The organism is Bifidobacterium dolichotidis, assembly GCF_003951975.1.
Taxonomy (GTDB): domain Bacteria; phylum Actinomycetota; class Actinomycetes; order Actinomycetales; family Bifidobacteriaceae; genus Bifidobacterium; species Bifidobacterium dolichotidis.
In genome coordinates this window covers 613187-637755 of record NZ_QXGM01000001.1, presented here as the reverse complement: position 1 = coordinate 637755, position 24569 = coordinate 613187, and the positions used below count along the sequence as shown (strand labels likewise).

Sequence of the window (24569 nt, the reverse complement as noted above, 5' to 3'; positions counted from 1 at the left end):
TAAAAAAAGTGGGGCTCACAAACCCCCGAATGCGAGCCCCTTACACAGGCAAAGTTTTTGATGAAAAGTGAGGCACGGCAGGGACCAGGATCCTAGTACCCTGCCGCTTTATTGTCCCCTCAACGCGATCAATATTGCCAGAATAATACCCCCGTGCCAAGTATCTTGTTAGTGTCATTACAAAGTCTTTACAAATTATCGTAAAATGCCAAAAATACTTGACAAATGCCGAATCTTTGATCCATGCGGCGATAAAGAAAGGGCCTTACTGTGCACCGAAGTTTACAGTAAAGCCCTACCCTATTTTTACGATTCACACCGCAAGAAATGCAGCTGATTATTCCTGATACTGCTCAAGCATCTGTGTCCACATACCCACGAAATCTGGAATCGTTTTACGCGTTGTCAGCACATCCTTAATCTGAATGCCAGGAATCTTCAGACCAAGCATTGCAGCGAACGTTGCCATACGGTGATCTGCATAGGTTTCCATAACTTCACCATGCAGTTGATCTGCAGGAACAGCATGAATGGCAATACCATCCTCGAGTTCCTCTGCAGAACCACCAATACGCATGATTTCGGTGACCAGTGCTGCGAGACGGTTCGTCTCGTGGCCGCGCAGGTGACCGATGCCGTGCAGTGCCGTGTCCGAATTAGCGAGCACAGCCAATGCAGCAATACTTGGGGCGATCTCGCCTGCTGCAGACATATCAAAATCACCAAGTCCGTGAATTTCCGGACCAGCAATAACGGTGAGTAGACCAGAGTAATCGTCTGGCAAAGCGTTGGCATCTTCGATCGTATTGAATGGCAGATCGTCGAGCGTAACGTCAGCACCCATTGCAGCTAACATAGAAGGCAGCAAACCACCTGGCTGTGTAGTGTGTGCAGGCCAGTTAGGCACGCTCACCGAGCCGCCGGCAATTAATGCGGCGCCCAAGAATGGTGCAGCGTTCGAAAGATCTGGTTCTACAACGACTTCATTAGGCAGATTCAGCCTATTTGGTTCAACAATCCACGTACCAGGCGTTGGCATCGTGACATGGCCACCGGCCTGATTGATGTCTTCCATCGTCATACGAATATGAGGCATGCTTGGTAGCGATTCACCGGAGTGATGCAGCTCAAGGCCTGCAGGAAGATGCGAACCAATAAGTAGCAATCCGGAAACGAACTGTGACGAGCCGGAAGCATCAATCGTAATGACTGGGCGTTCACCATTACCGCCAGGCAACTGAGCAGGAGGCGTAATCGTGAATGGCAAGCGGCCAGCCTCACCTTCGAACTGAATCGAAGCGCCAAGCTGCGTTAAACCGTCCAGAATAGGTCCCATAGGACGTGCATATGCTTGTGCATCACCATCAAAGTGCACAGGACCATCGGCAAAGAGAGCGAGACCTGGCACAAAACGCATAACCGTTCCTGCGAGTCCGCAGTTCACATCTACTCCACCACGGAACTTGCCGTCGGCTGGAGGATTTACTTGTACAGTCGTACCTTCAAACGGATCTTCGATGCATGCCACGCCGAGCTCACGAAGAGCATCAAGCATAAGGCGCGTGTCGCGCGAACGCAGCATGCCAACAAGGTTGACAGGGTTAGCACTGAGCGCTGCAAGAATTAAATAGCGGTTCGACAGTGATTTGCTGCCTGGAATCGTTACCTCAGCTGCAAGTGCATGCTTGGCAACCGGTGCTGGCCACGGGTCGGCGATCTTTTCGCCTTCCTGCGTGGCGTCAGCAACTAGCTGATTGAGAAGAGTCATAAGGTCTCATCGTAATCAGGGGTTTGACGCAAAAGCTTAAAGTTTTCATAGATTCGCTGCACGCCCCAAGGAAATTTACGCAGCGCGTATATGTCTGAGGGGTCGAAAATTGGAAGGGGTGGATAGGTATAGTACTATCCCTGCAGCGAATTATATGGCAGATACAGTAGGTGTTATCCATGCTCTATTTGTTGGCCACGCTCTATTTGTAGTCCGTACCCTATTAGTCATCTGTTTTAGTTGCATTGCGATCAATTATCGTGTAGACAATCTGGCCCACAAAGCCTGTGATGCAGCTCGCAATAACAACAGCTAAAACATTTGCATGAGTAACAAAAACCACAATCGCATACAATGCCGCTATTACGACTGTTGCTAGCACCTTTTTCATTCTTGGTTTCATTGTTGTCCCCTTCGCCATAACGAATGTCCGCTCTGATGTAGCGTCACTCGTCGTCATTATTAGGTTTATTATGCACTCTATTTGGCATTGCAATTATCGTATCTGCCATATCTTGGATAGTGCTTTCTATGTGGCTAGAAACTATCCCTCTTGTTTTCCTCCTGTGAGGCTCATAATTCCAGCAGCAAGACCAAAGCCGCCTTTCATAAAACCAGCGTTGCAAATATTAATGACGCCGAACATTAATGCAACAACGCTAAATCCTAATGGCGCAGGATTATTTTCCTTACCTATCTTTATCAATCCACCACTTAACCTAGAAGTCCTGTAGTAGATAGTTTGAGAATCTCCACAGAGAGCTTCTCTGATGAAGATTACAGGCTCAATAATTTAAACGTATTATCTGCTTAGAATTCGTTATATAAACGAAAAACCGGAACGCTTTCACGTTCCGGTTCCATAAAAGTCGGGCTGACAGGATTTGAACCTGCGACATTCTGCTCCCAAAGCAGACGCGCTACCAAGCTGCGCTACAGCCCGAGACTTTCGTCCTGTGCTCATTGATCTCTCGCTGAGCAACGATTAGTTACTATACTCATCCCTTTGACTTTGGCAAGTTGACCGACGTGTCGCGTGTCGCGATAGAAAAATAATGCCTATTAGCCTAGATCGACTCAGTCAGTTTCGACCAATATCTAGGAATATAGAAACTCTGACCCAGAGTAGCTTGAACGCAGATATCAGCAAAAGGTGTGAGATCACCAGAGGGTGATGAACTAAAGTGAAGCGAGGAACAATGGGAGCAGCATCTTGGCTCAAGCGAAGAAGTGAGTATGGAACGCTTCACATCGAGTACACTGCCCTACGCTACGAAACACAAGAAGATAAATAAGAACGGATAAGACATGGACGTCACGTTTGAGCAAGCAAAACAAATAGCCAGCCAACGATTCACTGGGCTGATTCCTAAGCGTGCAAAAGAAAACGACCAGAATTGGTATTTTATCCTTAACTATCCAGACGGTGAACCACAGATGATATTCGATGTGCCAATGTATTGCGTTCCTAAGAATGGCGATGCACCATATCTAGTAGAAGTTGGCTCTGATGAGTTCGTTGACTATATAAAAAAAGATAAACCAGTTCCACTCGATGACTGATTCTTCGACGCCACGCTTATTCGGAACCGCTATTATTCAGAACCACTACTGTCCAAAGCCGCTACACCAAGCGGCTTTTGCTTTAGCACATAGAATTTCAGACAGCCACCACATACCAGGGAATGCTTCAAATACAAGAAAACGGCTAGATTCTCAAGGAATCTAACCGTTCTTAAAAAGTCGGGCTGACAGGATTTGAACCTGCGACATTCTGCTCCCAAAGCAGACGCGCTACCAAGCTGCGCTACAGCCCGAGACTTTCGTCCTACACCCTGCGAGGCATCTCGCTGAGCACGATTAGCTACTATAGTCACGCTTTGAACTTTCGCAAGTTGTTCGCCTATTTCGGCGTGTCGCGATGATCGAACAGCTTAGAGAGTATTGATGAACATACCTTATGAGAACATGGCTCTCGACATAGAGAGGGCGGCAAAACATGCACATGGGACGTCATCAAAAGGCGGAATCAGTAGGCTTACTTTCATTCCTTGTTTGTGCCTTAGTTGGCGGTCTGGGCATGTACAGCTATTTGCAGTTCGCTTCCCCATTCTGGTTGCTGAGCTTGCGTCAGTTCATGATTTCTGCTGCATTCGTGGCAGCATGCGGCGTTATTTCGTTCATTGTCGGCTATCTGCATCGTATGCGTACGTTTGCAACGAAGCGCTCGTGGATCGGCTCTATTCGCCGCTTTATTGAGATTCTTGCACTGTCTATTGTGTACGCCGCAACGTTGTTCCTCGTGTCGTTCATGCTGTTCGGCCTAGTGCACCGCGCTATTGGCGCCTCACTCTTCGACGAATATGTGTCGTCTCTGGTTGCCATGTTCTGCGGCGTAGCCGGTTACGTCACGTTCGTCCAGGCAGAATTGATGGACGCGAAGACACTCGCCTCCCTGCTGCCATTCTTCATTGTTTCTGGCGTAGTTACGGCCAGCAGCACGACCACCGACCCGTACTGGTTCAACAACAACTTCTCTCAGCTCGGCGACCGTACAACATTTGCAGCCAGCATGTTTAATTTCACGCTCATTACTGGCGGCGTCTGCATTATCATCATCAGTTACTTCGCGCTTTCTGAGCTCATTGCAACTTATCGAGTCTCAACAAATGGCAAAACAAAGCTTCGCAAAATCAAGGTGGGATACCGCATTCCAGCATTCCGCACGCGTATTGCCATTCTTGCTGTGCTGCTGTTCCTTGCAGGCATTGCGTTTATTGGTATTGGTACGTTCCGTTACACACCTCACCCAATCCTGCATAATGTGTTCGCACGTGGTTTGCCTTGCTTAATGGCTGTGCTGCTTGTGGGCCTTCCTTGGTTTGCTCCACAGTTGTCGAAAATTACTTATGTGATGAGTGATGTGGCATTGCTCGTAACTGCAATTGCTGGTGTTTCTTGGATCACAGGTCATAACACATTGACCAATGTTGAAGCTCTTGCCTGCATGCTGTTCCTGGGCTGGTTCATTGTGTTCTCTCGTCAGATTGCAGCCATTGAAGAAGATCGTATTCAGCGTGAACTGCTCAAGAGCCAGACTGGTATTACAAATGACTTCGAGCTCGAAGAGGCTGTTCGCAGCGGCGAACAGCTCGTCTTCGAGACCAGTCTCCAGGGCCCTGTGCTCAACGGTTCCAAGCTCATGGACCCAGTGTTAGATGCTACAGAGCAGCTTCTGAAGAATCCGGCACGCTCATAAGCATAATGAAGCTACGAGGCTGGAGCGTCACACTGAATCCAGCTTCGTAGTTGAGTTCTGGGCCGTCTGGGTTAAACGTATCAACCTTGACGCGCCACTTCTTGCCATAGAGTTCATCAGGCAGTGTGAACGTCACTGGCTCAAAGTGAGCATTAAACAGCAGCATGAAGTCATTATCTTCAATCTTTCTGCCATACCAATCAACTTCAGGAATATTCTTTCCATTCAAATAGACCATAATGGAGAATGCATGCGTATTACTCCATGCCTCCATATCCATAAGGTCGCCATTTGGCTCGAACCATTCCACCTGTGGTAGTTTCTCTGGTGGATCCTGTGCCACACGACCAGTGAAGAACCTACGACGGTGTAATACCGGATGATTCTTACGCAGATGAATGAGCTTCTTCACGAACTCAAGCTGATCCTTCTGCCAATCATGCAGATTCCAATGCGTCCATGACAATTCATTATCTTGGCAATACGCGTTGTTATTACCAAGCTGCGTACGAGCAACCTCATCGCCGCCACAGATCATTGGGATACCCTGGCTGAACAACAAGGTCGCGAACATATTGCGCATCTGACGATCACGCAATTCCAAAATATCTTTGATCGTCGTTGGGCCTTCTACGCCACAATTCCACGAGCGATTATTGCTTTCACCATCATTATTGTTTTCAAGGTTGGCTTGATTGTGCTTCTCGTTGTAGCTGACGAGATCATTCATCGTAAAGCCATCATGCGCGGTGACGAAGTTAATCGAAGCCACTGGTTTACGACCATTCATCTGATACAGATCAGAGCTACCCATCAGACGACTCGTAAATTCAGGCAGCGTAGAAGGCTGCGAGCGCCAGAAGTCTCGTACGCAGTCACGGAAGTGACCGTTCCATTCGGACCAGTTTGGTGGGAAACCGCCAACCTGGTAGCCGCCTGATCCAAGATCCCAAGGTTCTGCAATCAGTTTGACGCGAGAAATAATTGGGTCCTGTTGCACAATGTCAAAGAATGCAGAAAGCTTGTCGACTTCTTGGAACTGTCGGGCCAGTGTTGCGGCCAAATCGAATCGGAAGCCATCTACGTGCATTTCTTCGACCCAGTAACGCAGTGAGTCAGTAATAACTTGCAGTGCTGCTGGCGAGCGCATTAACAGTGAATTACCGGTTCCTGTGGTGTCGAAGTAATGCTCGCGGTCGTTATCTACGAGACGGTAATAGGCTTCGTTGTCAATACCGCGGAAGCTGAGCGTTGGTCCTTGATGGTTGCCTTCTGCTGTGTGGTTGTAGACCACGTCAAGAATGATTTCGATGCCTGCAGCATGGTAGGCCTTGACCATGGCCTTGAACTCGTTAACCTGTTCGCCTCGGTCTCCTGAGTAGGAATAGGCATTATGTGGCGCGAAGAAGCCAATGGTGTTGTAACCCCAGTAGTTATTGAGGCCCCTATCTTGCAGATATGGGTCGTTAATGAACTGGTGGATTGGCATGAGCTCGAGTGCGGTAATACCGAGTTCTTGCAAATACGAGATAACGTTTGGATGTGCTAAGCCTGCATAGGTACCGCGGAGTTCTTCTGGTACACGCTGACTCAGGTTGGTCATGCCGCGTACATGAGCTTCGTAAATAATCGTGTCGCTGTATGGCGTATATGGATGGGTGTCATTACCCCAGTCGAAGTATGGGTTGACAACAGCAGCTTTCATCGTATGTGCTGCTGAATCGAGGTCGTTGATATGATCTGGGTTTTCTGCGTCGTTAAACCAGTATGAGTAGAGGCTTTCGTCACCATCTACATTGCCAACAATTGCTTTGGCATAAGGGTCAAGCAGCAACTTGTTTGGGTTGCAGCGTTGACCCTTTTCTGGATTGTATGGTCCGTATACGCGATAGCCATAGCGTTGGCGTGGCTGGATGCCTGGGATGTAGATGTGCCACACATAGGAATTCTGTTCAGTCATCTCTACGCGCGTCTCATTGTCGTCTTCGTCGAACAGGCAGAGTTCAACTTTTTCGGCGACTCGTGAGTACAGCGCAAAGTTAACGCCGGCACCATCAAACGTGGCACCAAGGGGGTACATAGATCCAGGTCGTGTTTGCATACACCCTAGTATGGCACAACGCACTTGGTGCACAAGAGAATTTGCTTATTGTGCAAGCAGTGCTCGGCGTAACTGTTCATGCTGTAGTGCAATGACTGAATTTGATGCACGAATTGGTAATGCCATCAGCTCATTCCATGTTGCCCATGCACTAGCTACATGCTCATCAGCATCGAAATGCGTGCTGGTATGGTCGAACGACTTCGCATGAATCACAAAAATATGGGCAAGCTCGTTCGTCATGCCTTCGCTCGAATAGCAGGAATTTACATGCTCAATACGAACATCATCGTCGTTCGTAAAGATCACACCTGTTTCCTCTTGCAATTCACGCAGGGCCGCAAGCTTAGGATCCTCATTGGCATCAATAAGACCTGCTGGCAAACCATACGCGTATTGCTCGTTACCTGCTCGATACTCGCGTTCTACTAAATACATATCACGCGATTCATCGTGGACGAGCATAACAACGGCTGGAGCATGGCGTACTACCTGACGGTTAATACGAACTGGCTCCCCCGCTGTATTGGTCAGTTCTACAACGCGCTCTTCAACGCTAAAAATAGCGCCTTTATACACTTGCTTCGAACTGATGATTTTGGCTGGAATATCCATACGGATTCCCGATGCCGAAGCGGCAAGAGCCTGTTCAATACGTGTGCAATCAGTGGTGTGCTGTGTTTCTTGCATCAGAGCATGCCTCGCATCACAGCGTAAACGTCCATGGATCGGTTGGCGTCTGGTTCCAACGCACCTTTGGACGCTCGCCGCTAACCAGCTGAATAGCCTTTGGCACGTCTTCCATGGCATAGTTAAACCACAGCGACTCAATAGCGCTGTGAGGCGTATTAATCAGCACAGGACGAACTTGAGCATTGCCTCGACCAATTCGTAAGCCGTGCGAACGCAAATGTGCTTCATGCAGTGCCTGCTGCATTTCATCAGTTGCTGGATGATGACGCAAATCACTCGTGATATAGCAATCCACGCCAACCTTGTTCACAGCACCAAACATCGAGTCGCCCGAACCTGGCAGCACAGCCACAGTGCTGATCATGGCATCTTCTGGACCACTGACCTGAATGCCATATTCCGTATGAGGCAACGCATCAGCCACACGCTGAGCAAAATCCTTTAATGGCATAGGCTCAGGCAGCATACCAATACGACCCATACCAACAGGATGCTCCTGCGTCGAATCCATAATCGGATCCATGGCCTGCTGATTAATCAGACCAAACGCATCAGCAGCAGCCACACCAACGCCACGCCATGCAGCATCCGCATTCGTATGGCCCACCCACAGACCACAGTGAGCACGCACGAGCTTGTTAACAATGGCACCATGTACGCCACGTCCCGAAACCTCATGTACAGCACGGAAGAACAGTGGATGGTGCGTCACGAGCAAGTTAGCGCCCGATGCAATTGCATCATCAACGACGTCCATTGTTGGATCTGCTGCAAACACAATCGAATCGACTGGATCTTCCAAATCGCCAACAATTAAGCCAGGATGATCCCAATCCTCGGCGTATCGCAATGGATACAGCGTTTCGAGTGCCTGCACAGCTTGCATCAGATTCGTGCTCACAGCAGTTCCTTCCTTACGTTCAGTTTGCGTTTGTTTTCTTTATTGATTTCTGCAGCAACCACACATCGGTCAGTGTTGTGCGAGCTGCCAATCCGTTCCAATACCAGTAGACACATCAAGTGGCACAGCCAGATGCACTGCATTCTCCATAGCATCTTTGACGAGAGCCGTAGCTTCTTCGGTCTCCCCTGGTGCCAATTGGACAACAAGTTCATCGTGAATCTGCAGCACAATCTGCGAGCGCAGTCCTGCCGAACGCAATGCACGTTCTGCACGGATCATAGCCATCTTCATAATGTCTGCTGCAGAACCCTGAATTGGTGCATTCAATGCTGCACGCTCAGCAGCTTCACGAACCATGCGATTTGGCGAATGCAATGCTGGGAAGTAACGACGACGACCAAACATCGTCTCCGTGTAGCCGCGCTGCTTGGCTGTAGCGACCAGCGACTCCAGATAATCGTGTACCTTGCCGAATGTGTTGAAGTACTGTTGTTTCAAGCCTTCTGCTTCGCGAGGCGTAATACCCAGCTGTTGCGACAGACCATAGGAGCTCAGACCATATGCTAAGCCATAGCTCATTGCCTTCACGTGGCTACGCTGATCCGAGGTGATGTCATCAACTGGAATGCCATAGACCAAGCTGGCCACATAGCGGTGGAAGTCAGCGCCCGAGCGGAATGCTTCAATAAGCGCCTCGTCACCAGAGAAGTCAGCCATCAAGCGAAGCTCGACCTGCGAATAATCTGCAGACAGAAGTGAAACAAAATCAGAGGCTGGAACAAAAGCCGAACGAATTTCGCGACCCTCAGCGTTCCTATTCGGAATGTTCTGCAGGTTCGGATCAGTTGAACTCAAGCGGCCCGTGGCTGCAACAGTCTGCTCGAACGTCGTATGAATACGGCCGTCGTGCTTATTAATCGAGTCAATTAACGTCTGCACAATCTGCTGAAGCTTCGTCACCTCACGGAAACGCAGCAGCGAGCCCAAGAACGTGAACTCAGGAGTACCCTCCTCTGCAGAAGCGTACAGAGCCTGCAATGTTGCAGCATTCGTCGTGTAATTACCGGACTTCGTCTTACGAAGTGGCGTCAAGCCCATGTCTTCGAACAAAACCTTGCCAATTTTCTTTGGACTCGACAGGTTGAACTCCATACCTGCAGCATCCCACGCAGCACGCTGCATCGAACCAGCTTCTTCAGCGAAAGTCTCGCGCAGCTGCTCGAGACGAGCCAGATCCACCGAAGCACCTTCAAGCTCCATGCGGTACAACACCACAGACACAGGCATCTCAAGGCAACGCAGTAATGCGTACTGTTCGCGATGCTCAACATCCTGAGCTAGCGAGCGCGACATCGCAGCAATCAGGGCTGCCTGCATAGCAAGCGCCTTATTATCTGACGTTGGCACTTCGTCATCAAAGCCAAGCGTGCCCTGGGCTTCTTCTTCGACTTCTGGCAGAGCAATGCGCAGGAAGTGCTCAGCATAGGTGTCAATAACCTTGGACTTATCCTTGATCTGCTTATCAGGGAATTCAGGATCAACAAGATATGCAGCCAACTTGGCATCAAACAATGGCATAGGCAGTTCAATGCCAGCAGCATGGCACATGTGCATCGTCGCCTTCAGATCGAACACGCATGCCGTATTAGCGTGGCTTGCCACAATCTGCTTCAAAGCGTCAACCATTGCCGAATTATGAGCATCCACCGAAACAGCATGGTCATGAGCCAACAGCACGAACGTATCAGCCGAGCTTGCACCTGGCTTAGCGTTGCCGGCAACATAGAACGTCCACGACGCATCAACAGCTGCTACGCATGTATTCGACTGTGCCTTGAGCTGTGCAAGTACATCAAGATTTGCAGCATCGTCAGAAGTCTGTGCAGAGGAATCCTGCTGTGACGCATCGTCAGAAGCTTGTGCTGCATCATTGGAAACCTGTGCAGCATCCGAAGTATCTTCTGGCTGAACAGCTGGCAAATACTGATGAGCCCACTGCTGCAGCTGCTCTGGCGAAGTCACCGTATCAATCGTTGGTTCCTTCACCTCATCAGCTTCAGCAACCGATGCGCCAGCATTCATAGCACTCATCGCATTGGCATCAGCAAACGCATCGAGAATCTTCTTCTTCGTACGAGCACCAAAGTTCAGCGACTTAAACAGTGCCTGAACCTCAGGCATATTGACATCGCCGAATGTCAGATCGTCAACCGTTACGCCCAGATCCAGATCGCGAACGAGTGCATTCACCTTACGGTTGAGTTTCACCTGATCGATGTTCTCACGCAGCGCTGCGCCCTTCTTACCGCCAATTTCATCAGCATGCTCAATAATGCCTTCAAGCGAGCCAAACTGCTTAATCCACTTTGCGGCAAAACCATCACCCACACCAGGTACACCTGGAATGTTATCGGCATTCTCACCACGCAGTGCTGCCAGATCTGGATACTGCTGAGGTGTCACACCATACTTCTCAAACACAGCATCTGGTGTCATATGCTTCAGGTCCTTGAAATGATGACCTGGATACAACACCGTAATCGCATTATCAATCAGCTGGAATGCATCACGATCGCCAGACAGCACGAGCACATGATCACCATGCTGCTCGCCCATCGATGCGAGCGTGCCAATAATATCGTCGCCTTCGAAGCCAGGCTTTTCAATATAGGTAACGCCTAAATCCTTCAGCGCTTGCTGAATCAATGGCAGCTGGCTCAACAGTTCTTGTGGTGCAGCTTCACGCGTGCCCTTGTACTGGCCCAGCAGCTGGTTACGGAACGTTCCGCCCTTCACATCGAATGCCACAGCCAAATGCGTAGGACGTTCTTTAGTAATAACGTCACTGAGCATCGTGAAGAAACCATAGACAGCATTCGTTGGCTGTCCTTCTGAATTCGTAAAGCTCTCCACAGGCAGTGCAAAGTACGCACGGAATGCAAGCGAGTGGCCATCAATAACGAGTAGCTTCTCTTGTGCTTGCTGATCAGTTTGAGTTGAAGGCGTTTCAGTCATGTTCTCATGTTGCGCCAAGCCCTCGTCATTACGCGAAAAGGGCCACAACACCACGCAGGAGTTGTGACCCTTTACTAGCAGTCTTCTTGACTTATTCAAGTCTCTCGACTTATTCAGTCCTCTCGACTCGCCTTAGTCTTCTTGACTTTTCAGTCCTCATCGCGTTCCGATGGAGCGTCCGAGTACTTGTCAATGATGGCCTGAGCCAGACGACGCTTAGGGATGCGCTGATCCATCGACGTCTTCTGGATCCAACGGAATGCGCCCTGCTCGGAGAAGTTAGCGCGGTCCATCAGCAGACCCTTTGCGCGGTCCACGAGCTTACGCTCTTCAAGCGTTTCTTCAGTCTTCCTGAGCTGCTCTTCCGTAGCCTTGAGCTTGTCCTGCGTTTCCTGCAGTTCCTCTTCGTTACGCTCAACAGAATCCAGCAGATCATTAATTTCTGCAAACCTGCCGTAAGCCACTTCAATAGCTGGAAGCAGCTTGGAAACTTCATAAGGCTTCGTCACATAAGCCATAGCGCCAGCGCCAATGGCCTGCTTGACCAGATCAGCCTGCGAGAATGCAGTCAGCATAACAACTGGTGCAATGTTCTCATCGCAGATAATGCCTGCAGCCGTAATGCCGTTCATGCGTGGCATCTTCACGTCCATGCACACCACATCTGGGCGCAGCTTACGCGTCAGTTCCACAGCTTCTTCGCCGTTTGCTGCTTCACCAACAACTTCGTAGCCATTGTCTTCGAGCATGGCCACAAGATCCATTCGATTAACTGATTCATCTTCTGCAACAACAACACGACGCTTCTTCGTACCCTCGTGTCCCTTGGACTGGCTGTGCGAGTCCTGAGCTACCTCTTCGAGCTCTTGTGCAGATAGCACTTCGTTCTGTGACTCTTCTGCGGCGTTGCTCGTCTTAGGCTCTGTCATAGTTATTCTCTTCACTTTCACACATGCGCCTGCGATGGCGTCATCTTATGCATGCACTGGCGGCACGCTATTCTGCCTTGCAATAGTATGCCCCGTGAACGATGGCAAGTATAATACAAGCCCCGTATGCAAGCATTACGCTTCGGCCACACTAATCACAGAATTTAGCCAATGCCGTACTGCATTAATAAAAATGTTCAATAAGAGAGATGAAATTACTGCAGTAAATCTGGACGCGTCATCACTGTTTGAACAGCAATTATGGTCTTTGCGTCAATAATCATGCCGTCATTGACCATCTCAAGTGCCTCTCCCGGCTCAACAAAACGCACGGACATATGAACGCGAGTTTCATCGAGTTGAACAGCTTTCAGGCCACGTGCCAAGAACAGCGTTGTGTACTGCGTGGAGAAGCTCGGCGAGTTAATAAACCTGCAGAACTGCTGGAAACTCTTCGCCTCAAAACCAGCTTCTTCAAGCAGACGCTCCTTAGCCACCTGAAGTGGACCCTCTTTACCCGTATACGAGTGGCCGGCTGGAATTTCAAGCGTCCAACGATGTACTGGGAGACGATACTGTTCCACCAGCGGAATGAGGCCTTCATCAGTTAGGCCCAACACGCCTACGGAATCACCGTTCTTCGCGTGCAACAGATTGCGCTGGAAATTGCCGATATCAGGCGAATGATACGAAACCAGATCCACGTTGAAATAATGGCCGTCGACTACCGATTCGCGCGATTCCTCAATAACAGGTGCAGCGCGCCATGGATCAAACTTGCGATACGTTGGTTTGCTCACGGTATGTCTCCTATCTCTTCGTTGAAACTGGATTGATAACGCTCTCATTGTAGCCCAGAACGGGGGTATCTATGCAAGAGATAAGACGAAAGATTTTACGTAACAATTCAAGGATTAAGCATAAATATGGCGTAGCAACAGAAAAGCCTTATGAAACGTTGTAATTTCAACAGTTCATAAGGCTTTAATCTGTGCCCCCGGTGGGACTCGAACCCACACTGTACAGATTTTGAGGCTGTCTCCTCTACCAATTGGGATACAGGGGCGTTGCCGAGGCAACATGTGAGAATATACCACAATTTCTGACAATTGCAAACTTTGCTGTGTTGCCATATGTTGTGGGCAAAATCTCACAGATGCGTGGCACGGCTCAGATGACGCTTTTTATCATGACAATCTGGACAGATATCGTCTTCATCATCTACACGCAACGATGCACTCGAAGCGGCCTTCTGATGCTTATCTTTCACTGAACGCACTGGCTTAGCAGGAATACCTGCAACCGTGGTGTACTCAGGCACATCGTGCAGCAGCACTGCGCCAGAAGCCACACGGGAGTGGCTGTGCACGGTAATTGGGCCGAGTACCGAAGCACCGCAACCTACGAGCACATGATCTTCCAATGTCGGATGACGCTTCGCAGTGCGTTCCTTGCCAGTACCACCGAGCGTGACACCGTGATAAATCATGCAGTCATCGCCGACGACTGTGGTTTCTCCAATAACAATGCCCATACCGTGATCCATAACGAATCGACGGCCAATTGTGGCGCCTGGATGGATTTCAATACCAGTAATATGTCGTGCGATTTGCGAGTTCAAGCGGGCAATGAAGTGCATATGGTGCGTCCAGAACCAATTGCTGACGCGATGCATAATCATTGCGTGCACACCTGGATACAGCAGCAGAATTTCAAGCTTGCTGCGTGCGGCTGGATCGCGACGCTGGTATGCACCTAATAAATCACTCAACCTGTGCAGTTTCGAACCAGCTACCTCAATTGCGCAACTCAGTGGATCCGCATTTTTCCTTAGTACGTTCCTATTTCTCATCGTCTCCACCTTACTGGTACTACTCTCCAATACACAGAAGCCTGTGCAAGGCACTTCCCTACTCGTGCTTTGCACAGGCTACTGTAACGGGGGCGGTTTATCAGGCAAACATAGCTGTCGACAGGTAACGATCACCCGAATCAGGCAGAATCACTACAATGTTCTTACCCTGAGCTTCTGGACGCTTACCAATTTGCATTGCAGCCCACATAGCTGCACCAGAAGAAATACCAACGAGTACGCCTTCTTCGCGACCGATCAGGCGACCGGTTTCGAATGCATCCTCATCAGTGACGCGCATCACTTCGTCATAGATGTGAGTATCAAGAATCTCTGGCACGAAGCCTGCACCAATACCCTGAATACCGTGCTTACCACCGTGGCCTTCGCTCAGCACTGGCGAAGTTTCTGGCTCAACAGCCACAACCTTAATATCTGGGTTCTGCTGCTTGAGGTACTCACCAATGCCGGTGATCGTACCACCGGTACCAACACCTGCAACGAGGTAATCAACGTGACCATCGGTGTCTGCCCAGATCTCTGGACCAGTGGTCGTCTTATGTGCTGCAACATTAGCCATGTTCGTGAACTGGCTTGCTACGATGCTGCCTTCAGTCGTCTTATGCAGCTCTTCTGCCTTAGCAATTGCGCCCTTCATGCCTTCAGCACCTGGGGTCAGCACGAGCTCAGCACCGTATGCCTTCATCAGACGACGACGCTCTTCGCTCATCGTCTCTGGCATCACGATGATGACGTGGTAACCACGGGAAGTACCGATGCTTGCCAGACCAATACCCGTATTGCCGGAGGTTGCTTCAATAATCGTGCCACCTGGCTTGAGGCTACCGTCCTTTTCAGCAGTGTTGATCATGCTCAGGGCGACGCGGTCCTTCACCGAGCCTGCTGGGTTGAAGTATTCGAGCTTAGCGAGCAGATGTGCATCAACGTGCTGATCCTGCTCAATGTGCTTCATCTCCATAAGTGGAGTGTGGCCAACGAGCTGATCTACTGAAGTTGCGATATTCATAAAAAAGTTCCTTATGTAAGTTGAAAAAAGTTTGGTGAATCTAGGGGTTGAGTGTTACGCCATAAGGCTCTTGTAATACCGACATCGACGAATCTGCACGATGGCTACCTCCTACTTCCTCTTACTGCAATCAACATACAGCAAACCCAACTTGTTCCAAAACCTTCAAAATAACGCTGAGCGAGAAATAAATAACGGCTCTATTCGGAAATATTTTCCGGGAATAGAGCCGTTATAACAGTTTATTTACTGCTTACAATCAGTCGCAAGCACCGACGGTGTGGACGTAGATCGAATCAGTACGACCTGGCTGGTGCTCACCCTGTGCGGAGCTCAGCACGACGATCTTGTCGCCGTTGTCGACCTTGCCTGCATCGCGCAGGATCTTATCAGTGAAGATCATCAGCGACTTACGGGACATATCGTGGTAGTCCTGCTTGAGCAGGATTGCCTCGGTGCCCCAGCTCAGTGCGAGCCAGTGGTAGGTGTGCTCAAGCGTCGTCAGACCGTAGATAGGCGTTGCAGGACGCTCGCGGGACACGCGGTGCACGGTGGAACCGGTCTGCGTGTAAGCCACGATTGCCTTAGCGTTGAGCTTCTCAGCGAGATCAACTGCTGCAGAAGACACAGCGCCCGTGCTCGACATATCGAGGTTCTTGAGCTCTGGAATACGATCGAAGCCGTGCTCGGTTGCGTAGCCCGAGATACGGGACATCGTGTTCACAGCGGTGTCTGGGTAATCGCCAACAGCGGTCTCGTTCGAGGTCATCGTTGCGTCGGTACCATCGAGCACTGCGTTAGCGCAGTCAGATGCCTCTGCACGGGTTGGAACTGGCGAGTGCACCATGGAGCCGAGGACTTCGGTTGCCACGATGACTGGCTTTGCGTACTGGCGGGAGTACTCGATGCAGCGCTTCGTAACCAGTGGGACCTCTTCGAATGGCATCTCAACAGCCATATCACCACGAGCAACCATGATGCCGTCGAAGGTCTTAACGATGTCTTCGAGGTTCTCAACAGCCTGTGGCTTCTCGATCTTTGCGACGACTGGAATGCGGCGGCCTTCTTCGTCCATGATCTCGTGTGCGCGATCGATGTCGGAAGCGAAGCGGACGAACGACATAGCGATGATGTCAGCGCCCGTCTTGATTGCCCAACGCAGATCAGCCTCATCCTTCTCGGTCAGAGCAGGCAGCGACACAGCAACGCCTGGGAGGTTGATGCCCTTGTGGCTCGACACTGGGCCAGCCACGATAACCTTCGTGTGCACGTTGTTACCTTCAACGCGCGTCACCTCAAGGCGGACCTTACCGTCGTCGATCAGGATAGGATCGCCTGCATGGCAATCGCCTGGCAGACCCTTGAACGTGCAGGACGTGATGTGCTCGTCGCCCTCAATGTCATCGGTCGTGATGATGAATTCCTGACCAGCCTTGAGCTGGACCTTATCTTCACCCTCAGCGTTCTTCTTGAACCAACCGCAACGAATCTTTGGACCCTGCAGATCGACGAGGACTGCAACGTTACGACCCGTCTCCTTGGATGCCTTGCGAACGTTGTTGTAAACACGGAGGTGATCTTCAGGGGTTCCGTGGGAGCGGTTCAGACGAGCCACGTCCATGCCGGCTTCAACAAGCTTCTTCAGGTTCTCGTAATCTTCGGTAGCTGGGCCGATAGTATCTACGATCTTTGCTTTACGCATGCCTATGCCTTACCTTTTCTCTATTTCTTCGTTACGCCTTATGACGTAACAGCTAATGCCCACTGTAACGCAGAGTTCTCCCCTAAAAGCCATATTTTCATCAATGTATGTTAGCGCTAACATACTCCATTTTTAGCACCCCTGAGCAAGCTCAAAACAAAAGAATTTCCCTGATATTGCAAGCATCTGCCATCAATAACGATTCTTGGTCTACCGTTTTCAGAAAACGTTTACAGTAATTCAGCATAAATTTAGTAATTCTTCTGATTATCACACCTATCGAGCAAGCAATGTCCATTAGCTAATCAATGGGAAAGCCCTAGTAGCGCAAGCATAAAACGCCCGCACACTTCCCTAGCGTTGCAATACGGATACGGCACTATGCTCCACCACAAACGTTGTCAAAATAAAAGAGCCACCTACCGTAGCGGTAGATGGCTCTTACGTGTGAGGACTACTTATTTGCTGTCCTCTGAGTGATTGTCGTGATGCTCACAAGCCGTGGATTTCACTGTTCCTTAGCTTCAGCAACTTCAACGTTCTTCGTATCGATCTTTGGGCCGTTGCCCTTGCCGTTGCGCTTATCTGCATGCATACGCAGCACACTTGCCAAAGCAGCGCCACCAATGCAGACGACGATGACGACAAGCGACAGCCACGTTGGGATTTCTGGAACCCAGGTGATGTGATGACCATCGTTAATGAATGGCAGCGTATTGCCGTGCAGTGCTTCCATAATGAGCTTGACGCCGATGAAGCCCAACACCACGGACAGACCCAGTGGCAGGTATACAAGCTTGTCAAGCAAAGAGCCGAGCAGGAAGTACAGCTGCTGCAGGCCCAGCAGTGCGAACACGTTAGCCGTGAACACAATGAATGGATCCTTAGTCAGACCAAAGATTGCTGGAATCGAATCGAAGGCAAACATCAAATCAGTCGTACCGATGGTGATGAACACAATCAGCATTGGCGTCCAGAACTTCATACCGTTCTTCTTGACACGCAGATGACGACCCTCATAATCGTTCGTCACGTGCGTGACCTTGCGCAGCGTACGAATCAGAATGTTCTCGTGGAACTCTTCTTCATCATCTTCACCACGAGCAACCTTAACTGCCGTGTACAGCAGGAATGCGCCGAACAGGAAGAAGACCCAGGTGAAGCGTTCAACAATAGCTGCACCGATCAGAATGAAGACGCCGCGCAGCACGAGTGCAATCGTAATACCAATAGACAGCACATATTTCTGCAGTTCTTTTGGCACCGAGAAGTTCGCCATAATAATGACGAACACAAACAAGTTGTCAATGCTCAACGAGTATTCGGTGAGCCATCCAGACAAGAATTCAATTGATGGTTGTGAGCCGGCAACCCACCACATCAATCCGGCAAATATTAATGCCATAGCCACAAAGAACACAATGTGCTGCACACATTCACGTGTGGAAGGTACGTGTGGCCTACGTCCAATAACAAATAAATCAACAATAAAGAAGATTGCGAGCACCACATAGGTGATCAGCATAAACAGCATGGGAGTTTCCGACATACTCTCAGCATACGGAACTGAGATGACCAAACAACAAACTAAGGCGGCCCGCGTAATACTCACACAATAAATCCACGATTTATGTCACAGTTCCGCGGGCCGCGTCGAATTCAGCAGCGAGTCACCATTAGTGCAAATTGCACTACTTATTAGCCTCGGTCATCTGGCGCAATTCCTTCTTCAAGTCGCGGATTTCGTCGCGTAGACGTGCCGCAAGCTCGAATTGCAACTGCTCGGCAGCCGTGTGCATTTGATCAGACAACTGACGAATCAGCGATGCCAAATCTTGTGCAGGCAAACCAGCCTTTAAGAGTTCTTCATGGCGACGTGCAGCTTCATCTGCATCAGCAGTTGGTACACCTAGATGCGAGTTACCAGCCTTATTTGCATTGCGGTAGCCGCCAGCCAGCAGCTCCTGCGTATCCACATCCTCTTTAGCAAGCATGTCGTTGACGTCAGAAATCTTCTTAATCAACGGCTTTGGATCAATACCGTGCTCTTCGTTGTACTTCATCTGGATCTCACGACGACGGTTCGTCTCACTAATTGCCTTGTCCATAGCATCAGTGATCTCATCGGCATACATGATGACAGTGCCCGATACGTTACGTGCTGCACGTCCGATGGTCTGAATGAGCGAGCGATAGGAACGCAGGAATCCCTCTTTATCAGCATCCAAAATAGCCACCAACGAAACTTCAGGAAGATCCAAACCCTCGCGCAGCAAATTAATGCCGACAATAACGTCGATTTTGCCCTCACGCAGCTCACGCAACAGCTCAACGCGACGCAACGTATCAACGTCAGAATGCAGATACTCAACTTTAATACCGCGCTCAAGCAGGTAGTCAGTCAAGTCCTCAGCCATCTTCTTCGTCAGCGTCGTCACGAGCGAGCGCTCACCGCGGGCCACGCGGTCCTTGATTTCAGCAAGCAAGTCATCAATCTGACCATCAACAGGACGCACGTCGATTTTTGGATCAACCAAGCCTGTAGGACGAATAATCTGTTCGACAACGCCATCAGATAGACCAAGCTCATACTCACCTGGCGTTGCCGAAAGATAGACAGTCTGGCCCACGCGGTCGAGGAACTCAGGCCACTTAAGTGGACGATTATCCATAGCCGATGGCAGGCGGAAGCCATGCTCTACGAGCGTACGCTTACGGCTGGCGTCGCCTTCGTACATAGCACCAATCTGCGGCACTGTAACGTGCGACTCATCAATAACGAGCAGGAAGTCGTCTGGGAAGAAGTCGAGCAGCGTATGTGGTGGCGTGCCTGGTGCGCGGCCGTCAAAGTGACGCGAGTAGTTCTCAACGCCCGAGCAGACGCCGACCTGCGAAAGCATCTCCAAATCGTACGTGGTTCGCATGCTCAAACGTTGTGCTTCAAGCTCTTTGCCCTGCTTGTGTAATTCGGCGACGCGCTCGTCGAGCTCCTGCTGAATCGACTTGAGTGCACGCTCCATGCGTTCTGGACCGGCCACATAGTGCGATGCAGGGAAAATATGTACCGAATCCTGCTCGCCAATCACGTCACCCGTCAGTGGGTGCAGCATCGTAATGCGATCGATTTCATCACCGAAGAATTCAATGCGCACAGCCAGTTCCTCGTACACAGGAATAATCTCAACCGTATCGCCACGCACACGGAATGTACCGCGCGTAAACGCAATATCGTTGCGCTTGTACTGCATGCTGACGAATGTACGCAGCAAGTCATCGCGCTCAATCTGCTGACCCACTTTGAGCAGCAGCATGCGGCCTGCATACTCCTCTGGAGTACCCAAGCCATAAATACACGACACTGTTGCGACCACCACTACGTCACGTCGCGTCAGCAGGTTTGCTGTAGCTGCGTGACGCAAGCGCTCAACGTCATCGTTAATATTCGAGTCTTTTTCAATATATGTATCGGTCTGCGGAATATAGGCTTCTGGCTGGTAGTAGTCGTAATAGCTGACGAAGTAGCTGACCGCGTTATCTGGCATGAGCTCGCGGAACTCGGCGCACAACTGTGCTGCCAGCGTCTTGTTTGGCTCAATAATCAGCGTTGGTCGCTGTAATCGTTCAACGAGCCAGGCTGTTGTTGCCGTTTTACCAGTGCCTGTTGCACCCATAAGCACAACGTCGTTCTCACCGTTTTCAATGCGCGTGGCAAGTTCTTCAATGGCCTGTGGCTGGTCGCCCGATGGCTTGTACGGCGACTTGACAACGAATGGTTTGTTCGTGCGCTCAATATTAAATCCCATGCTGCTCCCCTGCTTACTCGTGCTTCTGATTGGATGACGTCTGCTGTGCATTACGTTCGTTCTGTACGTTCTCTGCGACAACTTCATCCGCTGTGAGCCACTGCTGCATTAACTCATCTACAGCCTCGTACATCTGCTCTTTTGTAACACTGCCGTCAATAACTTCGTCTGCGAGCGCTTCTCGTTGTGCTTGCGTCGCTTGGTTTGCGATGCGCGCTTCCGCTTGCTCGCGTGTCATATCTCGCGTCTGAATCATGCGTTGAATACGCTGCTCTTCTGGCGCTTCAACAGTGACGACGTGATCGAACGTTAGTGGAATTGTTTGATGAACTTCTGTATAGAGCGGGATATCGTGTACAACCACAGCACTGCTGTGCGAAGCGTATTGAGGAAGCTCGTGCTCTTGCCAATGCTCGACAATAGCCTGCTCGCGCTCGGCTACGAGTTGCTCAATAAGCGGATGCATAATGCTATCCAGTTGTTGTAATGCTGCTTTACTCATGGCATCATCGCCAAATACTTGTGCAGCTAAAGCTTTACGGTTCACGGCACCTTCAGCATTAATAACTTCGTTGCCAAAAGCGTTACGCAACGGCTCGATTGCAAAGGATCCTGCCTGCTGCAGTTCGTGCGTTATTTCGTCATAGTCAATAACGCCAAAACCAAGTTGGGCAAGATAGCGAGACACTGTACTTTTGCCGGCAGCAATGCCTCCCGTGAGTGCAATTCTTATCATGCCAAAAAGCGTAGCCGCGAACCGTGACCCAGAACAGTGTTTGTTCAGGGATTTTGCTTATGCGTGAAAATGCTCAACGCACCATGTTTTCTCCTGAGCACCAGGAGCACGGAGCTTTCGTGTATGTGGTGTATGCATAGCAAAGAACCACTGCCAGAATGGTGGCTTAAATTCTTGTTCGGAAGCCGGATCCCAGTAGGAAACGTGGCCGTAGTAACGCTTCACTGCCACACCAGCTATAACTGCTGCGAGTGCAAATCCAATAATAAAAATCCACCAGAGTCCCGTGAGAATAGCCCAAACTAATGTACCGACCCAAAGTACATCAGCAATAACTGACCAAATAACCATTCGTATAATAAAACGCTTCGCTGCTTTCCTATTGTTCATCGTTGTTTCCATATCTTCTGGAGACTGCAATGTCATGCGACCGTGCAGTTGTACATCATTGTCGAGTTCACGGATTGCCGTGAGTTTATGCTTACGTTCCTGAATCTCTTGTTTCAACGTGGTCTGTGCATCAGCAAGCAAATCTATGAGCATGCGCGTTTGGTACGGACTTTGCATAACAGTGCGAATTGCTGCAAGAGATAGTCCTGCTTGTTTGAGTAACAAAATGTATTCCAATTTGCGCACATCATCGTACGTATATTGGCGTCGACCAGTTTGGTTTTGACCACTTGGTTCGAGCAATCCTTGACGATCGTAATACTGTACGGTGCGAACAGTTACGCCGCAATGTTTTGCAATCTGTCCTGTTGAGAAGGTTTGTTCAGCCATGTCTGTTGGGATGGCTGAGTCTTGAGGTTCAGGTGTATCTGCTATTGATGCCACGACTATCTCCTTTCACGCTGTACTTTGCCGTATTACGTAGCGTCACAAGCAAATTTACGGCATGTCGAAGGAAAAAATACATCCCTTTTCGTGGGCATTAATGATGCCAACTGCTTGAAGAAATGACTGCACAATAACGGGCCCAACGAATTTCATACCACGTTTGCGCATATCTTTGGAAACTCGTTCAGATAATGCTGACTGTGCAAGCTGCCATGGTTGGTGAACAACTTTGTCATTGGTAAATGACCATAGGTAATGATCAAATCCACCTGGTTCAGATTCGATCTGTTGCACAACGTGAGCATTGATTATGCCCGCAGTTATTTTGCGTCGATTGCGGATTATTGCTGTATTCTGCATCAATCGGTCAATCTCAGCATCAGTGAACTGAACTACCTCATTAACATCAAAATCAGCAAACGCATCCTGGAATGCCTCGCGTTTACGCAGAATCGTTTGCCACGAAAGTCCTGCTTGAAACATTTCGAGTATGAGCATCTCAAACTCATAGTGTGCATCGTGGTGTGGCTTGCACCACTCGGTATCGTGGTATGCCACCATAAGTGGATCATCAAGTTGTACCCAGCTACACCGTTGTATGCGCTTATTGTGCGTCTGCATAGTTGGTACCTTAATCAGCACAACTCGTATAGGCAATTCATACGCATAGCAATATTTATTTCAGCTGCACAGTTCTGCACTCCGTACACTGGTAGTAGCGAGGATAGATATGGCTTGGTTAGTTGATTTTGAATCGGTTCCACAATCAGACCGATTTTATTATGGAACTGTTGGCCGCAAGGTTGGCATTCAATGGCATACCAACTATTGGGCGTTACAATACCCTGCTCTTGCCTCACATAAAGGAACCAAGCCAGATCAGCACTATACTACTGCCCCACTTTCCGAATTTCTGAGTTCACATCTGTATCGGCAACTCGGCATAGCAGTACAAGACACAGTTCTAGGGCTCCGTGATGGCCGCGTTGTTTGTGCATGCAAGGATGTTGCGACAACTGGCGAGCATCTTATTGAATTTAAAAAGCTTCGTAATACATTGAGTGATACGCTCGAAGTATTTGTAGAGCGCCCATCATATGGATCGGGCGTAGTACTCACCGATGTTATTGCAGCACTGCATCATATTCCACAGTTCATGGATATGCCTGAAGTGCGTCATAGGTTTTGGGACATGTTTGTTATTGATGCCTTCACGCATAACACCAAGAGAAACAACATGAATTGGGGCCTACTGGCACATAGCAACGGTACGTTTTCGCTTGCTCCCGTATATGGCAATGCCTGTTCGTTCTCATATCAACAATCACTGGACGCAATAGATCAGATTGCCAATGATGATCAGGCTATTAAACAAGAAGCCTTAGATGTGAAGTCGGTATATACGACGGATGCTGGCGCGCCGATTCAAGCTTTGCAATATATTACGGGCACCGATAATACTGATTGCATTGCTGCGCTTGATCGTTTTATTGAACGATACGATTCAGATACGTTCCAACAGGTTATGCAGAGTATTCCTACAACAAGTTTGGGCGTACCGGTTATAACCGATGCATATCGGAGGTTCCAAACCGCCGTATTAGAGTATCGATTGAACCGTGTGCTTGTTCCAGCTTGGAAACAGCATCACTCTGCGGATTTAATCGATACATACTGAGTGAATGCATCGGCCAATGAGAGTCCTGGATTATCGATGCGCATTTGACGTATTTGCTGAATGTCATCGTCAGTAAGATCCGTCACGCCTGCATTCTTGAACTTACTCGTGGCTTTGATATCCATAAGAATAATTGGCAACATTGCTGCTGAACCAGCTGTAGCAAATACGGCACTCATAAAAGGATTCACTGGTAAAAACAGCAGTATTACAGCAACCACTTCGCAAACAAAGCCAATAATGGATAGTGCATATTTCATGCCTC

General features: G+C 49.5%; 20 protein-coding genes and 3 tRNA genes. 3 read left to right on the top strand and 20 right to left on the bottom strand.

Annotated elements, in window-relative coordinates; all coding sequences use genetic code 11:
* Window positions 1–337 precede the first annotated feature (337 nt).
* The 3 genes from aroA to D2E26_RS02385 form a co-directional block, all read right to left on the bottom strand.
* Complete coding sequence (gene aroA / locus D2E26_RS02395) at window positions 338–1768, bottom strand: 3-phosphoshikimate 1-carboxyvinyltransferase (RefSeq protein ID WP_125963075.1); 1431 nt, start codon at window positions 1766–1768, stop codon at window positions 338–340.
* Window positions 1769–1991: 223 nt separating this feature from the next.
* Window positions 1992–2228 carry a hypothetical protein gene (locus D2E26_RS02390; RefSeq protein WP_125963074.1) on the bottom strand — a complete coding sequence of 79 codons (237 nt, stop codon included), beginning with the start codon at window positions 2226–2228 and terminating at the stop codon, window positions 1992–1994.
* Window positions 2229–2637: 409 nt separating this feature from the next.
* A tRNA-Pro gene (locus D2E26_RS02385) sits at window positions 2638–2711 on the bottom strand.
* A 365-nt stretch (window positions 2712–3076) separates the two neighbouring features.
* On the opposite strand from D2E26_RS02385, the gene D2E26_RS02380 reads away from it, so the two are divergent.
* On the top strand, window positions 3077–3331 hold the full coding sequence (locus D2E26_RS02380) for a hypothetical protein (RefSeq protein WP_125963073.1): 255 nt from the start codon (window positions 3077–3079) through the stop codon (window positions 3329–3331).
* 180 nt (window positions 3332–3511) lie between these two features.
* Here D2E26_RS02380 and D2E26_RS02375 read toward each other — a convergent pair.
* Window positions 3512–3585, bottom strand: a tRNA-Pro gene (locus D2E26_RS02375).
* 188 nt (window positions 3586–3773) lie between these two features.
* On the opposite strand from D2E26_RS02375, the gene D2E26_RS02370 reads away from it, so the two are divergent.
* Entirely contained in the window at window positions 3774–5027 is a 1254-nt protein-coding gene (locus D2E26_RS02370) for an ABC transporter permease (RefSeq protein ID WP_241218833.1), read from the top strand.
* Here D2E26_RS02370 and glgX read toward each other — a convergent pair.
* From glgX to D2E26_RS02295, 15 genes are all read right to left on the bottom strand, one after another.
* On the bottom strand, window positions 4990–7128 hold the full coding sequence (gene glgX / locus D2E26_RS02365) for a glycogen debranching protein GlgX (RefSeq protein WP_206432055.1): 2139 nt from the start codon (window positions 7126–7128) through the stop codon (window positions 4990–4992). The two genes, D2E26_RS02370 and glgX, sit on opposite strands and share 38 nt — an antisense overlap.
* Window positions 7129–7173: 45 nt before the next feature.
* Window positions 7174–7818 (bottom strand): NUDIX hydrolase, encoded by a 645-nt coding sequence (locus D2E26_RS02360; RefSeq protein WP_125963072.1) that lies wholly within the window; start codon window positions 7816–7818, stop codon window positions 7174–7176.
* 16 nt (window positions 7819–7834) lie between these two features.
* On the bottom strand, window positions 7835–8707 hold the full coding sequence (locus tag D2E26_RS02355; protein ID WP_125963391.1) for a Nif3-like dinuclear metal center hexameric protein: 873 nt from the start codon (window positions 8705–8707) through the stop codon (window positions 7835–7837).
* A gap of 84 nt (window positions 8708–8791) precedes the next feature.
* Window positions 8792–11740, bottom strand: a complete 2949-nt coding sequence (polA, locus tag D2E26_RS02350) for a DNA polymerase I (protein ID WP_125963390.1) — start codon at window positions 11738–11740, stop codon at window positions 8792–8794.
* Between the two features lie 149 nt (window positions 11741–11889).
* Window positions 11890–12669, bottom strand: coding sequence for an ANTAR domain-containing response regulator (locus tag D2E26_RS02345; RefSeq protein ID WP_125963071.1), 780 nt, complete (start codon window positions 12667–12669; stop codon window positions 11890–11892).
* Between the two features lie 215 nt (window positions 12670–12884).
* Window positions 12885–13469 carry an NUDIX domain-containing protein gene (locus tag D2E26_RS02340; protein WP_125963070.1) on the bottom strand — a complete coding sequence of 195 codons (585 nt, stop codon included), beginning with the start codon at window positions 13467–13469 and terminating at the stop codon, window positions 12885–12887.
* Window positions 13470–13661: 192 nt separating this feature from the next.
* Window positions 13662–13735, bottom strand: a tRNA-Leu gene (locus tag D2E26_RS02335).
* Window positions 13736–13819: 84 nt separating this feature from the next.
* Window positions 13820–14521 carry a serine O-acetyltransferase gene (gene cysE / locus D2E26_RS02330; protein ID WP_125963069.1) on the bottom strand — a complete coding sequence of 234 codons (702 nt, stop codon included), beginning with the start codon at window positions 14519–14521 and terminating at the stop codon, window positions 13820–13822.
* 100 nt (window positions 14522–14621) lie between these two features.
* The gene (gene cysK, locus D2E26_RS02325) at window positions 14622–15548 is read right to left on the bottom strand and encodes a cysteine synthase A (RefSeq protein ID WP_125963068.1); all 927 of its coding nucleotides are present in this window, start codon (window positions 15546–15548) and stop codon (window positions 14622–14624) included.
* Window positions 15549–15807: 259 nt separating this feature from the next.
* Complete coding sequence (pyk, locus tag D2E26_RS02320) at window positions 15808–17250, bottom strand: pyruvate kinase (protein WP_125963067.1); 1443 nt, start codon at window positions 17248–17250, stop codon at window positions 15808–15810.
* Window positions 17251–17758: 508 nt separating this feature from the next.
* Entirely contained in the window at window positions 17759–18799 is a 1041-nt protein-coding gene (locus D2E26_RS02315) for a TerC family protein (protein ID WP_125963066.1), read from the bottom strand.
* A 142-nt stretch (window positions 18800–18941) separates the two neighbouring features.
* A complete protein-coding gene (gene uvrB / locus D2E26_RS02310; RefSeq protein ID WP_125963065.1) occupies window positions 18942–21053 on the bottom strand; it encodes an excinuclease ABC subunit UvrB in 2112 nt (703 codons plus the stop codon).
* A 13-nt stretch (window positions 21054–21066) separates the two neighbouring features.
* Entirely contained in the window at window positions 21067–21789 is a 723-nt protein-coding gene (gene coaE / locus D2E26_RS02305; protein ID WP_241218832.1) for a dephospho-CoA kinase, read from the bottom strand.
* A 57-nt stretch (window positions 21790–21846) separates the two neighbouring features.
* A complete protein-coding gene (locus D2E26_RS02300; protein WP_125963064.1) occupies window positions 21847–22623 on the bottom strand; it encodes a MerR family transcriptional regulator in 777 nt (258 codons plus the stop codon).
* Window positions 22624–22677: 54 nt separating this feature from the next.
* A complete protein-coding gene (locus D2E26_RS02295) occupies window positions 22678–23247 on the bottom strand; it encodes a DNA-3-methyladenine glycosylase I (RefSeq protein WP_125963063.1) in 570 nt (189 codons plus the stop codon).
* Window positions 23248–23356: 109 nt separating this feature from the next.
* Between D2E26_RS02295 and D2E26_RS02290 the strand changes: the two genes are divergently transcribed.
* Window positions 23357–24304 (top strand): HipA domain-containing protein, encoded by a 948-nt coding sequence (locus D2E26_RS02290; RefSeq protein ID WP_125963062.1) that lies wholly within the window; start codon window positions 23357–23359, stop codon window positions 24302–24304.
* Here D2E26_RS02290 and D2E26_RS02285 read toward each other — a convergent pair.
* Window positions 24274–24564 carry a hypothetical protein gene (locus D2E26_RS02285; protein ID WP_125963061.1) on the bottom strand — a complete coding sequence of 97 codons (291 nt, stop codon included), beginning with the start codon at window positions 24562–24564 and terminating at the stop codon, window positions 24274–24276. The genes D2E26_RS02290 and D2E26_RS02285 overlap by 31 nt on opposite strands.
* Window positions 24565–24569 lie beyond the last annotated feature (5 nt).

Coding starts and splice junctions, on each gene's coding strand:
- aroA (WP_125963075.1), bottom strand. CDS start 1,768: ATGACTCTTCTCAATCAGCTAGTTGCTGACGCCACGCAGGAAGGCGAA.
- D2E26_RS02390 (WP_125963074.1), bottom strand. CDS start 2,228: ATGACGACGAGTGACGCTACATCAGAGCGGACATTCGTTATGGCGAAG.
- D2E26_RS02380 (WP_125963073.1), top strand. CDS start 3,077: ATGGACGTCACGTTTGAGCAAGCAAAACAAATAGCCAGCCAACGATTC.
- D2E26_RS02370 (WP_241218833.1), top strand. CDS start 3,774: ATGGGACGTCATCAAAAGGCGGAATCAGTAGGCTTACTTTCATTCCTT.
- glgX (WP_206432055.1), bottom strand. CDS start 7,128: ATGCAAACACGACCTGGATCTATGTACCCCCTTGGTGCCACGTTTGAT.
- D2E26_RS02360 (WP_125963072.1), bottom strand. CDS start 7,818: ATGCAAGAAACACAGCACACCACTGATTGCACACGTATTGAACAGGCT.
- D2E26_RS02355 (WP_125963391.1), bottom strand. CDS start 8,707: ATGCAAGCTGTGCAGGCACTCGAAACGCTGTATCCATTGCGATACGCC.
- polA (WP_125963390.1), bottom strand. CDS start 11,740: ATGACTGAAACGCCTTCAACTCAAACTGATCAGCAAGCACAAGAGAAG.
- D2E26_RS02345 (WP_125963071.1), bottom strand. CDS start 12,669: ATGACAGAGCCTAAGACGAGCAACGCCGCAGAAGAGTCACAGAACGAA.
- cysE (WP_125963069.1), bottom strand. CDS start 14,521: ATGAGAAATAGGAACGTACTAAGGAAAAATGCGGATCCACTGAGTTGC.
- cysK (WP_125963068.1), bottom strand. CDS start 15,548: ATGAATATCGCAACTTCAGTAGATCAGCTCGTTGGCCACACTCCACTT.
- pyk (WP_125963067.1), bottom strand. CDS start 17,250: ATGCGTAAAGCAAAGATCGTAGATACTATCGGCCCAGCTACCGAAGAT.
- D2E26_RS02315 (WP_125963066.1), bottom strand. CDS start 18,799: ATGTCGGAAACTCCCATGCTGTTTATGCTGATCACCTATGTGGTGCTC.
- uvrB (WP_125963065.1), bottom strand. CDS start 21,053: ATGGGATTTAATATTGAGCGCACGAACAAACCATTCGTTGTCAAGTCG.
- coaE (WP_241218832.1), bottom strand. CDS start 21,789: ATGATAAGAATTGCACTCACGGGAGGCATTGCTGCCGGCAAAAGTACA.
- D2E26_RS02295 (WP_125963063.1), bottom strand. CDS start 23,247: ATGCAGACGCACAATAAGCGCATACAACGGTGTAGCTGGGTACAACTT.
- D2E26_RS02290 (WP_125963062.1), top strand. CDS start 23,357: ATGGCTTGGTTAGTTGATTTTGAATCGGTTCCACAATCAGACCGATTT.
- D2E26_RS02285 (WP_125963061.1), bottom strand. CDS start 24,564: ATGAAATATGCACTATCCATTATTGGCTTTGTTTGCGAAGTGGTTGCT.